We start from the raw sequence: 14,259 nt of genomic DNA on the forward strand, positions 1-14,259 counted from the left end.
CTAAAAGGAGAGAGGTTTGGAGAGGGGTCTTTTAAATCTGTCGAACTCACGTTAATATCATGTCCGGTTAATTAGTTATAATTGCCAAAGTCATTAAACCCCTCCCCGTTCACGGGGAGGGGAAACAAAGCTTAGCTTTGGTGGGGTGGGGTTCTCAGAGTTTAATAAGTAATCAAGCGGACATAATATTACTTGAAAGTATTGGAATAGCATTGTGGAAAAGGCTTTAATCCAAAATCCAAAATTACTATTAGTCCATTTTCAAGTAAATTCTGAGTGCTTCATTCACCAATTCACTCATGGGTTTATTTTGGCTACCAGCAGTTTCCTTCAACTTGTTGTAAACATCATCGTGAATGCTGATGCGATGCCGTCCTCTACTAGGAGCAGTAATTATTTTAGCTACCAAAGCCGTTACCTGAGCTTGAGTATCTTCGGTAATTTCTGGCGTAGCTTCCGGTACGTAGTTCCCAGCAAATTCACGGATGGCATCAAACCCAACGCGATCGCAAAAATCGCCAAAACTTTCGCCTGATTGCTTTGATTTCTGAAAGTAGACAAAAATCGGCTCTAGAAAGCTTTCTATGTCATTATGATGCAGGCGCTCAGTGTAAGGTTGTGCTAGTCTTGTCTGGTCTGGCGAACCCCCTAACCACAATTGATAAGTGTCTGGAGCGCTACCCACAAACCCCAATTCCGCCATGTAAGGACGAGCGCAGCCGTTAGGGCAACCTGTCATCCTTACCACAAAATGTTCATCTTGTAAACCCAGTTTATCCAATAAACTGCGAATTCTTTCTAAAATACCAGGTATTGCCCGTTCTGATTCAGTAATTGCCAAGCCACAAGTAGGCAAAGCAGGACAAGCCATGGCGTACCTTACCAAAGGTTCGATTTGACCTGGGTCAGAGACAACGCCACGCTGGTTGAGAATTTCTTGAATGGCTTGTTTGTTGTTTGGTTCGATGTCACAGAAAATCAGGTTTTGGTGAGGTGTCAAGCGAATTGGTAAATTGAATTGCTCAACAATTTCCCGCAAGGCTGTTTTCAGTTGAAACGAACCTTCATCCTTGACGCGACCATTGTCAATGGAAATGCCTAAGAACAGTTTGCCATCGCCTTGTTCGTGCCAACCCAAGAAGTCTTGATATTTAAATTCTGGGAGTTCTTGGAAAGGTGCAACTGGTTTGCCAAAATATTCTTCAACTTTGGCGCGGAACTTATCGACACCCCAATCGTTGATTAAATATTTTAATCTGGCATGACGGCGGTCAGTGCGATCGCCGTAATCTCTTTGAGTGGCAACAATGGCTTTCACTAAGTCGTAAACATCATCCTTTGCCACATAGCAAATGGCATCAGCTAATCTAGCAAAGGTTTCTTCTTTACCGTGTGTTCTGCCTAAACCGCCACCGGCGAAAACGTTAAATCCTTCTAACTGACCTGACTCGTTGGTAATTATCACCAAGCTAAGGTCTTGGGAATACAAATCAACCGAATTATCCCCTGGCACCGTCACGCAAACTTTGAACTTGCGGGGCATATAGTGAGTGCCATAAATTGGTTCTTCGGTGTCATGAATGATTGTGCCATTGCCATTGCGCTGTCTTGCGGCTTTCACCTCTGGGCTTTCTTCAGCACTAATAGCCTTTTCACCGTCTAGCCAAATTTCGTAGTAAGCGCCTGTTTGCGGTGACAGCAAGTCAGCGATGTTCTGGGCATACTCCCAGGCATACTCATAATCTGGGCGATTCTTAAAAGGAACCGGTGGGGCCATGACGTTGCGGTTGATATCACCACAAGCACCCAATGTGGAACCTAGATTTTTAACAATGGTGGCAATTGCTGTTTTGAGATTCTTTTTTAAAATTCCGTGCAATTGAAACCCTTGACGCGTGGTTGCACGCAAAGTGTGATTACCATATTCATCAGCCAGCTTATCCAAAGCTAGGTATAACTGCGGCGGTACGAAGCCACCCGGATTTTTTGTCCGCAGCATGAACTGATAATCTTTCTCCTGTCCCTTAACACGATTGTCGCGGTTATCTTGTTGGTAGGAGCCATGAAACTTGAGAATCTGCACCGCATCTTCGCTAAAGTGAGTAGTATCCTCAAGGATTTGTGTTGCTACAGGTTCACGCAAAAAATTACTATTTTCCTTGAGTCCTTCTACTTTAGAAGGCTTACGGTTGGCGATTGGAGGAGGAGCAGATTTAACCATTAGAGTTGTATAGTATTCTCAATAAAGCATCGGTAGACGCCGAAGCACCCTTTCGGCTGGTTGTTTCCCGGTAATCCGGTCGGAGATATGAGGAATATTTTAATTTTAACATGGCAAAAAGCAGGCTTTGTCAGTGATGTAACACTTAACAAAACCAGCTTTTTGTAGTAATGAGTGCTAAGTCCTAAGTGCTGAGTCCTGAATAAACAGTATAGAATAACTTAGGACTTATGGCTTTTATGAGAACTCGAAAAAATAAATTATCCCAGTTGATGACTGATGACTGATGACTGGGAACAGTAGGTAAAGCCCATCTCAATTGCATAATTACTCATGTTCGCTTAGCCTCTCTGTCACGAGAAGGTTAATGACCGATGACAGATGACAGTTATCAGTCATCTGTCATCGGTTAACACAATTCGATATGCAACCTCAAAAGTTAAACCACTTAAACTATTTAAAGCGATAACCAAGGCCGCCATTGATGGTGACAGCCGAAGCAGGGCTATTTTGATAGGCACGAAGTCCTACTTTAGCATTGGTGTAAATGAGAAAGTTTTTAGCAACTTCTGACTCAACACCAGCACCAACCACTACAGCATCTCTGTTGCCAATGGGACTTGGTGAACCATCTTTATCGAGAAAAGAATAACCACCAGTTACAAAGGCGTTAGTTCTATTAGCAATTGGTACGTCTAGAGAAACTTCTGGAATAACAGCACTCGTCTTATCATTCCAAATCACGTTACCACGTGCTGAAAATGGTGTATTTCCTAATTTTACGCGACCTGTAAGATTACCACCAAAGTTAGCTGCATCGTTGTTTAGTCCACCATTGGTAACACCAGCTGCAACACCAGCACCAATATAACTAGCATCAGTACCCTTTTTTGTTTCTGCGCTAGCTTGACCAGCACTAAAAATAAAAGGCGCAATAACTAATGAGGACAATGCAGAGATTGTCACAAAAGACTTGAGTAATTTCTTCATAATCTTGACAAAATTTTGTAGCTTTTGCTGTTACTTTCCAAGTCGAAGACTATGTAAAAATGTTCCAGATAATTTTCAAAAGTAAAAGGGGCTGGTGATTAGGGACTGATGACTGGGGGCTAGGAAAATCTTTTTGAATACCTAATCTTTAGTATCTTTATATAGTGGCCACTTTTTTTATTGGCACAACCTAATAACTAAAATTTAATTAGCATCAGGCAATTACATACTTAATTTACTTATCTTTTCCTGACTGCTCATATAGGTTTAAACAATCGGTTGTAGCAGTTATGGCAACAAGCTTTAGAGGAAATATATAAAGTTAAGTTTTAGCAATTTTCATGGAGATTGAATAAATGCTAACCGCTGCAAAAACGTTGTCTGGTTTGATGGGTTTATGTGTCGGTGATGCGTTAGGTGTGCCAGTGGAGTTTACTAGCCGCGCTGAACGAGTTAAATCTCCGGTGACAAAGATGTTGGGTTATGGCACATGGAATCAACCGCCGGGAACTTGGTCAGATGATAGTTCCTTGACATTTTGCCTAGCAGAAAGTCTTTGTAGAGGTTATTCACTAGATGCCATAGCTAAGTCGTTCTGGCGCTGGTACAAGGCGGCTTACTGGACTCCCCGTGGCGAAATATTTGGTATCGGTGAGAATACTTACGCAGTAATGATGCGCCTCAACCAGGGAGTTTCACCTCTACAAGCAGGGGGAACGAGTGAAATGAGCAATGGCAACGGTTCTTTGATGAGAATTTTGCCCATGGCTTACTGTCATAAAACCTTAACTTTTAGCGAATTAATTTCGCGGGTGCATGACGTATCTGCCATTACTCATGCTCATCCGCGATCGCAGATGGCCTGTGGTATTTATACTAGTATCGCTGTTGCTCTGCTGGAAGAATCTAATCCCCAAGCAGCTTATTTGCAAGGGTTAAACAAGATCCAGGCAATTTATTCTGTGCCAAAATTCGTTTCAGAAACACCGCATTTTGCCAGAGTCTTCAGCGGTGAAATTGCCCAGTTGCCAGTGGAAGCAATTAATTCTGAGGGCTATGTAATTGATACCCTAGAGGCATCCTTGTGGTGTTTATTAAATAGCTCGTCTTACGCTGAAGCGGTACTGAAAGCTGTAAATTTAGGCGGACATACAGACACAACCGCCGCTGTTACTGGTGGGTTAGCCGGAATTTACTACGGCACAGAAGGTATTCCCCAACAATGGATGAATCAAATTGCCCGCAAACAAGACATTATTAACTTAGCAAGACGGTTTGCGGCAGCTGTTTACAGTTGAAGTTAGGAGTTATACCAATTTGGATTCTGGATTTTAGATTGCGAAAGGCTATTTCATCTGTCGCAATCATTGTTCAAATTGGTATTAAAAGTGATGAAACTCTCAACTCCTAACTCCCAACTCTTAAACTGTAGACAGGGAATAAACCTGACCATCAATCAACAGCCTGGTGATGCCCTTAGCTTGGAGATGAGTCCGAGCCTTATGGAGAATTTTACTATCGGGAACTTTAATTACGCGATCGCGCTTGGTAGAAAAACGCTTTGCTACCCGATGGTTATCAAAAACTGGCAAAGTTCTTTGCTGGGTTTCCAAGCTAGGAATTTGCCCCAAGTCCCCAAAATCCTTGAGTGGTCGGGTAATTAATTCTGAGGCGCGGTCAATGACCAAATAGCAAGTCTTAGGCAAAGGGGCCGCCGATAATGGCAAGACTTGAACTGGTATTTCACCTAGTCTTCGTCTTGTAACTAAAGGTCTTGGCTCGTCGAAATAGTCCTCCTCTTCTTCCTCGTCATAGTCTTCGTCTAAATCGTCTAAATCGTCCTCTTCTAAATCATCTAAATCTTCGGACTCGTCTAGTAAGTCTTCACCTACTAGCATTTGGGCAATGACGGTTGCTTGGGGACGTTCATCCTCCAACATGGGGCTGGGGATGCTAACTATTTCCTTAGGCGTTTCTTGTGCAATTTCTAATCGCTTGGCTGTTCGCAGCTTTGGTTTTTCCGTTGCTGACGAACGCCGCCGCACCCGTCTATTCGCAGGGGTTTCCTCTTCAACCTTTTCTGGCTGGGTTTCTTCCTCTACTATTGCCTGCTGTGGCTCAACCTCTGGTAACTTCAAGCGGGGGGGTTCAATGCTTGCAAGTTCTTTCTCAGGCTTTGGCTGACTCAGCAAAGGTAACTGCTCGTAGTTAACCTGTGCCCTGCCTTCAGGAGTCCTAGCAGCACGTTTTAAGGAAACGAGGTACTCGTACTCATCTTCTGGTAGGGTGCTTTTGAGCAGACGGCTAATTGTGGAGTTACTCACGTCATAGCGCTCTGCCAAAGTTGAGGTTGTTTCGGCAGTCTCTCGATATAACTTAAGAATTTCTTGCTTGTCAGAATCTGTTAGTTTTCTCACGGTAGATACCAAAAAACTTTTTTATACTCGTTTTCGTCCACGCTCCCGCCGAGTTCGGCTCAATGATGCGTCATGTTCTAGAACAGCGCCGATGCCAAATAAAACTCCACTAAATACCCAAAACACTTCTAGTATGTCTCCACTTTGATAATTGGGCCCTTGGGCATATTTAAACCACATATCTGCAATGTAGAGCGAAAACGCGGCCGCTGCAATCATTCGCCAAGACTGGGCAACTCGTCCTCCCCAAAAGGCTAGTAGCATTGTGGTAGCAAGGATCAACAGAACTACATCGCTAATTACGTAAAACCAATTTACAATCACGACTAGCATTTCTTTTGATGTTCCTTGTTGCATGGAAATCCACCATGCCAACAAACTACCAAATAGCCCAATTGCCAAGACAATTAGCCATTGCCATTTTTCTAGATTGATTCGTCTGGAAGTCACAGCTAAAATCATGCCTGCGCCAACGGATAAATAAGTTAGTACAAAAAATACATCGCCGATAGATATGTCCGGTTCTTGTTTTAAGATGATTTCTGTATAGCCGAAAAATATCCCTCCCAGGAAATAAGACAGCATACCTACACCAATTGCGAGCCAAATATTCCGGCTACTAACAATTTGTGGGCTACGCCAATTTCTCAAGCATAGAATACCGGCACCCAGATAAGCTAATGCTTCAAAAATATTTGTACCAATCACATACCACTCGGCACGGCTTTCTACACCATCTGCTCCTGGAACTTTGGCACCAAACAACAAATAGTATAACAAGGCTAGCACGGCCCAGCCAATGCTGAGCAATACGATATTCTGATTGGTGAACAGGGATTTGGAACGGTAGGAATTGTTGTACGAGCTACTCATAGGAATTGACTTGGTAAATGCACTTTGCCTGGTTTTTGATGTGTAGGAATTTGTAGTCAGCGGTCTATCTGCTATGCACAAATTAATGCTAAGCGCAACTAGCGATAGCCGCATTTTTTCTACAATTTCCATGCTATTGCCACAGTTTACTCAGTGAAGATTGATTTAGCCAAGTCATAAACAGCGATCGCTCTGTTTCGGGCATATCTTTTAACCTATCACTGACTTCATGAGCAAAGTTGGTATTGCCAAAATATGTTTTCCCTAGTTTGTACAGTTCTTGCAAGAGGCTAATCAGGTGATTTTCTTGCCAAGCAGGAAGTTTATCGGCATCTAGGGGATCTATACTGACCAAGTACTTGACTGCTTCAGGGGTTGAACCTTCAGGAAATTGCTGTTGTCGTAATGCTTCTGCAATTTCTTTTTGAAACAATGACGCTTGCCTAGTGCCTAAGAACTCTTCAATGTCCATGTAAAGCGCTTGCAGCAGCAAAAGAGTTGCTTGAATTAAAATTTCTTTCCTGCTATGGCTACTTGAGTCACTATCTAGCTGTTCTAGGCGGACTTTACCCCAAACGCTAAAGCGTTCTGGTTCCTCCAGTAAGACACAGGCTTTACCTCGGTTATCGGTCAACTCTCGCCATAATGATCTAGCTTCTTCTTCTTTACCAGCTTTGAAGATGCTAATCAAGCGAAAGGTCTGCCCCTGATAATGGAGGATCGGCACTTGCTGATCCCGTTTTGGGTGCTGAATACTCGATATCTCAACATCCTGCCGTTTGAGAATAAACATGGCACTAGCAACTAACTCCTCACAGGGGCTTTGTGGATATGCGATCTATAATCTGATTTAGCAGTATCGCCAAGAGTGCGATTACTTAACGTGTCATCAGGGTAAGCCTAGCGATCGCTCTTCAGCTACCCTATAGTAAGCCACAACACGCAAATAAGCATTCTGTAAGCACAGAATATAACTAATCAGTAGCCCATCTGCTCGTTTTTAGTGTTAATTGACTAACTAGCGACTAGAATCATAGCCTTGCTTGTGAAAAAACGGCAATTTTTCCATTGCTTCTTGGCAAGGAAAACGATATAATTTCATAAATGACTCTCTTAGGAGCCATGGTTTCAGCTTGGGCGCGTAGCTCAGTGGATAGAGCAATTGCCTTCTAAGCAATCGGCCGCAGGTTCGAGTCCTGCCGCGCTCGTTTTAAGTTAATACGAACCTTCAAGCGCTGCTATACTCTTATTCAGAGTGGGCATGAGTTGTGCTGCATCATACCAAAAACAAAGGTGATATTGCTGCAACAAAAGCGATCGCTGATTTAACGCTAAAAGGATACTTGATTCTCACACCAGTTGTTTGTGAGCATTTGCCATTTGATTTTGTTGCCTACAAAGATGATAAATTTTATAAAATACAAGCTAAATATGCAGGAGATAACAGAGTTGTTAATAGAACTATTTGGGTAGATAAGAATGGTATTCATCAAAAGAAGTACAAAGTAAAAGATTTTGATTTTTATGCTGTTTATCTACCTGATATAGATCAAGTTGTTTATCCATCGATTAATTTTAGTGGTTGCTACATAACAACTCAAATACCTAATTCAGCTACACCATTTTACTGGTGGGAAGATTTTAGAGAGTTAACAGAAGAAGCGGCTAAGAGAACTTATAAGGAGTTTGGCGTTGATTTAACAACGAGGAAGGTTGACCCAGAATCTAGAATTAATACTAGAAAAGTAGAAAGACCATCAAAAGAAGAATTGGAAAAACTAGTTTGGGAAAAACCGACAGCACAAATTGGGAGAGATTTTGGCGTATCTGACAAAGCTGTAGAAAAGTGGTGTAAAGCTTATGGGATAGACAAACCACCTAGAGGATATTGGGTGAAAAAAGCCTACCAAAAACTAGAATAACAGTTGAATACTAGTAACAATTTTTAGCAAAATTAGAAATTTTCATAAGGTTTCAATGATATAAAAAGCCCGTGACGAGGATTGAACTCGTCACCTCACCCTTACCAAGGGTGTAGCCTGACGGCTAGAAACCCAGCCTGAAAGCACCCTAGCAAGTCCTAACCCAACATTTAGGACAAGTTCAGGACAATGCGGAAAATAGAGCCAATAAATAACAATAGAGTGTACAGCTAAAGTTTAGTTACGCAGGTAAATGTTACAGATAATGTTAAATTGATAACACAATATAGTATTATAGTAGTCAACATTTGCAAATATTCTCAAAAATAGCTAGATTTTATAGGTTTATATAAATGGATTTTTTAACAGTTCTAGGCTTAGTTGCCGGAACATTAACAACAATCGCCTTCTTACCACAGATGTATAAAACCTGGCAATCGAAATCAGCAAAAGACGTTTCTTTCGTGATGCTGATTACTTTTATGAGTGGTCTTTTTTTGTGGTTCATCTATGGAATTTATCTCCAAGCTTTGCCGATTATTCTTTCTAATGGAGTGTGCTTATTTTTTAACATGATAATTCTATGGCTTAAAATTAAATATAGATAAACTTGTCTGTAATAAAACCTGTGACATCATCTGTATTTGCCTCTGAACGCCTCCTATTCACCCCTACCACCCCCAACAACGACGCCATACCACTCATTTTTGCTTTTCCCAATGAGTACAGTGTCGGTATCACTAGCCTAGGCTATCAGCTGGTTTGGGCAACTTTGGCAATGCGTGATGATGTGGAGGTGAGTCGCCTATTTACCGATATTCACGAACAATTACCCAGAAAGCCGGAAATTGTAGGATTTTCTATTTCTTGGGAATTGGATTATGTGAATATTTTAAACTTGCTGGAATCTTTAGAAATTCCCATTCGTGCAACTAACCGCGATGATTCTCATCCGATAATTTTTGGTGGAGGCCCTGTTCTCACTGCTAACCCCGAACCATTTGCAGATTTCTTTGATGTAATTTTGCTGGGAGATGGTGAAAATCTGCTGGGGAATTTCATTGAAGCCTACAAAGATGTGAGAAATGCTTCAAGACAAACTCAACTAAAAGCACTAGCACAAATACCAGGAATTTATGTTCCGAGTTTGTATGAAGTGGAATATCAAGCAATAGATGGTGCAGTCAAGTCAATTAAACCAATTTCACCAGAAATTCCCACTGTCGTGCAAAAGCAGACTTATCGCGGAAATATTTTATCAGCATCAACTGTAGTGACAGAAAAGGCAGCTTGGGAAAAAATTTACATGGTAGAAGTGGTAAGAAGCTGTCCAGAAATGTGCCGCTTTTGTTTGGCGAGTTATCTAACATTGCCTTTTAGAACAGCGAGTTTAGAAAGTTCATTAATTCCAGCCATTGAAAAAGGTTTAAAAGTTACAAATCGGCTAGGATTATTGGGAGCTTCAGTAACTCAACATCCAGAATTTGAAGCGTTATTAGATTATATTAGTCAGTCAAAATATGATGATGTGCGCCTGAGTATTGCCTCAGTGCGAACCAATACAGTTACAGTACAGTTAGCCAAAACATTGGCGCAAAGAGACACGCGATCGCTTACCATTGCCGTAGAAAGTGGTTCAGAAAAATTGCGCCAAATCATCAACAAAAAATTGCATAATGATGAAATCATTCAAGCAGCAGCAAATGCCAAAGCTGGTGGCTTATCAGGGTTGAAACTCTACGGAATGGTCGGAATTCCCGGTGAAGAACCAGAAGATTTAGAGCAAACTGTGGCAATGATGCGTGATGTTAAAAAAGCTGCACCGGGATTACGCTTAACATTAGGTTGTAGCACCTTTGTCCCCAAGGCACATACACCTTTTCAGTGGTTTGGAGTGAATAAACAAGCAGAAAAGCGGTTGCAATTATTACAAAAACAACTCAAACCACTGGGGATAGATTTTCGCCCAGAAAGCTATAATTGGTCAATCATACAAGCTTTGTTATCGAGAGGCGATCGCCGACTCTCCCATCTGCTTGAACTTACCCGCGACTTTGGCGACTCCTTGGGTAGCTATAAACGTGCTTTTAAGCAACTCAAAGGACAACTCCCCGACTTAGATTTTTATGTCCACGCCAATTGGTCAACAGAGCAAATTTTACCTTGGAGTCACTTGCAAGGGCCTCTAGCACAGTCTACACTACTAAAGCATTTAACTGATGCTACCAGTCATTTTCAGAAATCCCCAGAACTACAGCCAATATAGGGGACTGGGGACTATTAAGCACATGGGGAGATGAGGGAGATGAGGGAGATAAAGAAAATAACAACTGACAACTGACAACTGACAACTGACAACTGACAACTGACAACTAACTCCCTACTCCCTACCTATGCAAACAACAGCTGAGTATTACTGCGCCTATTGCGGTGAACCTAACTTAACCTTTATTGATTTGAGTGCTGGTTCACAACAATCTTATGTAGAAGATTGTCAAGTTTGCTGTAACCCAAATATTTTATATGTCCGAGTTGATGAAGACACCTTAGATATCGAAATTGATACTGAATACGAAGGCTAAATTTTAGGTTTTTCTTTCCATGCTGCACTTTACACATTCCTCAATTATTAATGCGCCACTAGAAGTAGTTTGGAAATTTCACGAAAGACCAGACATTTTACAACTGTTAAATCCGCCTTGGCAACCAGTTCAAGTAGTTCGCCGTGAGGGAGGATTAGAAGTGGGTGCTATTACAGAATTTCGACTATTTTTAGGGCCATTACCGTTAACTTGGTTAGCGCGTCACACAGAATGTGAAAAATATCGCTTGTTTACCGATACACAAATATCCGGGCCTTTTGAATTTTGGGTACATCGACATCAATTTGAACCGGAAGATGGTAAAACTAAGTTGACTGATGCTATTTCCTTTTCTCTACCTGGTGGAGAAACAGTAGAATTTCTCAGTGGTTGGTTAGTGCAAGCACAGCTAGAAGCAATGTTTCGCTATCGCCACTATGTTACAAAAAGAGAGTGCGAATTAAATAATTCGTAAAAGAGATTAGATACCCGATTTCTATAAAAAGTCGGGTATCTGGGTAACTCAACAATTCACAATTGAAAGTTAAATTATAATATTTGATATAGCTGAAAATGCCTTGATAATTCAGAGCGATCGCACCACGCTATAAACACCCAAAAATCTCTACAATTCACGCGTAAATTCCTAGCGTATTTCTGATAAGTCTACAAAGAGTACTTGTGTTGTAGTTCCAGCAATAGCAACAGTACTCTGACAATCTAAATTTCATTTATAGGTAATTAAAACAATTATTGTAATGATTTTTTACAAGTTGCATACTTGTGCCTAAAGTTTGTCGTCATCTCATTGAGTGATACCTCAAAAAAACATGACGATAGTGAACATGCTAAATGCTTTGTTTGCCAGCTTTGGCTGAAGCACAGCAGCAATAACTGCTAGGTGTTGTCATAAATCATCAATAATATGCAGCTAAATCAAGGAGAAACTGAATATTATGTCTAATTTCACTAAAATAAGTCGATTTTTTCCATTAACTATTTTTGTCGCTTCTGCTGTCTTAGCCACAGTTCCTATAAATACAGATCAATCCTCTGTATTCGCGCAAGAAATTAAACCTACTACTACTTCCTCGCTGATAGCCCAATATCGAAACCATAGGAGAGATAGATACCGAGACAACTATGGTACACGAATACTAAGAGCAGAGTCGGGGCCCGATAACAGAGGGCGTTGGCGATTTTATAAACCCGAAGATGTCTCACGGGATGCAATGCAAGCACAAGGTTGCACTGATGTTAGTGCTGGTGCAGCAAATTGGCGATGTCCGCGTTCTACCATCAGGGTAGAAATTGATAATGATAACTGGCGTCCTGACCGCGATCGCGACGACAGGTACGGGCGTTCTACACGTAGACTTAGAGCAGAGTCAGGGCCTGATGACAGAGGGCGTTGGCGATTTTATAAACCCGAAGATGTTTCGCGCGATGCAATGCAAGCACAAGGTTGCGTCGATGTTGGCGCTGGTGCAGCCAATTGGCGATGTCCGCGCCCTACTATCAGGGTAGAAGTGGGTGATGATAATTGGCGTGACCGCGATCGCGACGACAGGTACGAGCGTTCTACACGTAGACTCAGAGCAGAGTCAGGGCCTGATGACAAAGGGCGTTGGCGATTTTATAAACCCGAAGATATTTCACGGGATGCCATGCAAGCCGAAGGTTGTACTGATGTCGGTGCAGGTGCAGCAAATTGGCGCTGTCCACGCCCCACTATCAGAGTAGAAGTGGATAACTAACGTTAATCTTGGTGTCTTTGTGTCTTAGTGGTGAGAAATTTTGAACCACCAAGGCACAAAGACACAAAGATGAAATTACAAAGTATAAGTGAAATCGTTTACTAACATACCAGGAACCAGACTACCTCCTAGTTGGCGACCATCGTATGTTCCAACTTCGGGGATAAATTCTTGAAAATTGGTCAGGTCTACTAGGTTTTCTCCCCAAAAACGATAGAGACTTTCATCAAAACGTAAGTTTTCGATGGGGGCAACTATTTCGCCATTTTCCACCCAAAAGCAAGCGTAACGGGTCATACCTGTAATTCTACCAGTTGGGCGATCGCTCCAATTCAAGTAATGCAAATTCGCTACATATAAGCCTGTATCTAAACTCGGAAGAATCTGTGCAAATCCTAAATTTCCTGGACTCACCTCTGGCGTACGTAAGGTTTCTGAACTATTAGCACCATTGGAAATTTTTTGATATTCCTTAGCAGTACGAGAATTCACCAAACTATTGACTAAAATACCTTTTTCTATTATTAGTAATTCCGGTGCTGCCATTTCTCCGAATTCATTAAATCGCGGTACTTTCCCTAGTTGAAAGTTTTCTTTTAAACTAAACTTTGGAGACAGTTGTTTTTCTTGGCGTGCCAGAGAAGCTAAGGCACTGTTTCCTTGTTGAATATCTGCTTCACTCACGCCTCCCCAAGAAAGCATCATTAATAAATCGGCAACAGCAGCGGGTGCAAAATAAGTTTTGTACTGTCCTCTTGGCAATTCTTTGGGGGAATTTTCCAGCAGTTTTAATTGTTTTCTCGCTTCGTTAATTTGAGTTATATAAGCCTGTTCATCCCAATCATTACCAGCAAAAGTTCCTTTAACAGCTTGTCCTGAGTTAGTAAATAAAGAATAATCTAAAGTAAAAGAATCCCCAGCAAACCAATGTTTTTGCTCGTTGGAATCACCATATCCTTTAACTACTACTCCTCCAGCATACAAGCCAGTAAAATCTAATTCTGCAACTAATTCTAATATTGTTGGTACTACTGCTTCCGCGGCCAACAATTTTCCAGAATGTACTTCTCGACTAGTGTTATTTTCTGTTGGCAAAACTAAATAAGGATCGACGGGTAATAAAGTCAGTTCTTCACGTAGTTCTAGCAAAGCTGCGTATGCCAATTGCCAGTCTAAGTCCCAATTTCCACTAAACGGAAACTGGCGAAAACTACTGCGCTGTTCTGACATCAAAGTGAGTTCCACCGAACCATCAGCAACACAACCAGTTTGTCGCACCTTGGCATGATTAAAACGAGTAAATTGGCTGCGTTCACTGGTTAGTTTCACAGTGAATTGTTCATTTGCTGTTTTTTTGATGAGCAAATTTTCAATCAGTTGATTAAAGCTGACTTCTAAAGCTGATAATTCGTTAATTTTCATAGTTATCGCACAATGTAGAGGGGCGGGTAAGCGAGGGAGCGGGGGAGATGGGGAGATGGGGAGATGGGGAGATGG

13 protein-coding genes and 1 tRNA gene are annotated in these 14,259 nt (G+C 41.7%); 8 read left to right on the forward strand and 6 right to left on the reverse strand.

Annotated elements, in window-relative coordinates; all coding sequences use genetic code 11:
* Positions 1 to 250 precede the first annotated feature (250 nt).
* A complete protein-coding gene (gene sir / locus I8748_RS25935) occupies positions 251 to 2,221 on the reverse strand; it encodes a sulfite reductase, ferredoxin dependent (RefSeq protein ID WP_198127402.1) in 1,971 nt (656 codons plus the stop codon).
* 453 nt (positions 2,222 to 2,674) lie between these two features.
* Positions 2,675 to 3,211 (reverse strand): hypothetical protein, encoded by a 537-nt coding sequence (locus I8748_RS25940; protein ID WP_198127403.1) that lies wholly within the window; start codon positions 3,209 to 3,211, stop codon positions 2,675 to 2,677.
* 356 nt (positions 3,212 to 3,567) lie between these two features.
* Between I8748_RS25940 and I8748_RS25945 the strand changes: the two genes are divergently transcribed.
* Positions 3,568 to 4,509 carry an ADP-ribosylglycohydrolase family protein gene (locus I8748_RS25945; RefSeq protein ID WP_198127404.1) on the forward strand — a complete coding sequence of 314 codons (942 nt, stop codon included), beginning with the start codon at positions 3,568 to 3,570 and terminating at the stop codon, positions 4,507 to 4,509.
* A gap of 123 nt (positions 4,510 to 4,632) precedes the next feature.
* Here I8748_RS25945 and I8748_RS25950 read toward each other — a convergent pair whose 3' ends face one another.
* The 3 genes from I8748_RS25950 to I8748_RS25960 all read right to left on the reverse strand — a co-directional run bounded on the left by I8748_RS25950 (position 4,633) and on the right by I8748_RS25960 (position 7,294).
* Complete coding sequence (locus I8748_RS25950) at positions 4,633 to 5,628, reverse strand: transposase (protein WP_198127405.1); 996 nt, start codon at positions 5,626 to 5,628, stop codon at positions 4,633 to 4,635.
* A 21-nt stretch (positions 5,629 to 5,649) separates the two neighbouring features.
* A complete protein-coding gene (locus I8748_RS25955; protein WP_198127444.1) occupies positions 5,650 to 6,501 on the reverse strand; it encodes a hypothetical protein in 852 nt (283 codons plus the stop codon).
* Positions 6,502 to 6,634: 133 nt separating this feature from the next.
* Complete coding sequence (locus I8748_RS25960; RefSeq protein WP_198127406.1) at positions 6,635 to 7,294, reverse strand: Npun_F0813 family protein; 660 nt, start codon at positions 7,292 to 7,294, stop codon at positions 6,635 to 6,637.
* 342 nt (positions 7,295 to 7,636) lie between these two features.
* On the opposite strand from I8748_RS25960, the gene I8748_RS25965 reads away from it, so the two are divergent.
* The 7 genes from I8748_RS25965 to I8748_RS25995 all read left to right on the forward strand — a co-directional run bounded on the left by I8748_RS25965 (position 7,637) and on the right by I8748_RS25995 (position 12,762).
* Positions 7,637 to 7,709 (forward strand) — tRNA-Arg (locus tag I8748_RS25965).
* A gap of 60 nt (positions 7,710 to 7,769) precedes the next feature.
* Positions 7,770 to 8,423 (forward strand): group I intron-associated PD-(D/E)XK endonuclease, encoded by a 654-nt coding sequence (locus I8748_RS25970; protein WP_198127407.1) that lies wholly within the window; start codon positions 7,770 to 7,772, stop codon positions 8,421 to 8,423.
* Positions 8,424 to 8,776: 353 nt separating this feature from the next.
* On the forward strand, positions 8,777 to 9,031 hold the full coding sequence (locus tag I8748_RS25975) for a SemiSWEET transporter (protein ID WP_198127408.1): 255 nt from the start codon (positions 8,777 to 8,779) through the stop codon (positions 9,029 to 9,031).
* Between the two features lie 20 nt (positions 9,032 to 9,051).
* Positions 9,052 to 10,689 (forward strand): B12-binding domain-containing radical SAM protein, encoded by a 1,638-nt coding sequence (locus tag I8748_RS25980; protein ID WP_198127409.1) that lies wholly within the window; start codon positions 9,052 to 9,054, stop codon positions 10,687 to 10,689.
* A gap of 127 nt (positions 10,690 to 10,816) precedes the next feature.
* Complete coding sequence (locus I8748_RS25985) at positions 10,817 to 11,005, forward strand: CPXCG motif-containing cysteine-rich protein (protein WP_096552330.1); 189 nt, start codon at positions 10,817 to 10,819, stop codon at positions 11,003 to 11,005.
* A gap of 19 nt (positions 11,006 to 11,024) precedes the next feature.
* On the forward strand, positions 11,025 to 11,480 hold the full coding sequence (locus tag I8748_RS25990) for an SRPBCC family protein (protein ID WP_198127410.1): 456 nt from the start codon (positions 11,025 to 11,027) through the stop codon (positions 11,478 to 11,480).
* A 481-nt stretch (positions 11,481 to 11,961) separates the two neighbouring features.
* Complete coding sequence (locus tag I8748_RS25995; protein ID WP_214662765.1) at positions 11,962 to 12,762, forward strand: hypothetical protein; 801 nt, start codon at positions 11,962 to 11,964, stop codon at positions 12,760 to 12,762.
* A gap of 75 nt (positions 12,763 to 12,837) precedes the next feature.
* On the opposite strand, the gene I8748_RS26000 is transcribed toward I8748_RS25995, so the two are convergent.
* Entirely contained in the window at positions 12,838 to 14,184 is a 1,347-nt protein-coding gene (locus I8748_RS26000; protein ID WP_198127411.1) for a TldD/PmbA family protein, read from the reverse strand.
* Positions 14,185 to 14,259 lie beyond the last annotated feature (75 nt).

Source organism: Amazonocrinis nigriterrae CENA67 (genome assembly GCF_016056305.1).
Classification (GTDB): domain Bacteria; phylum Cyanobacteriota; class Cyanobacteriia; order Cyanobacteriales; family Nostocaceae; genus Amazonocrinis; species Amazonocrinis nigriterrae.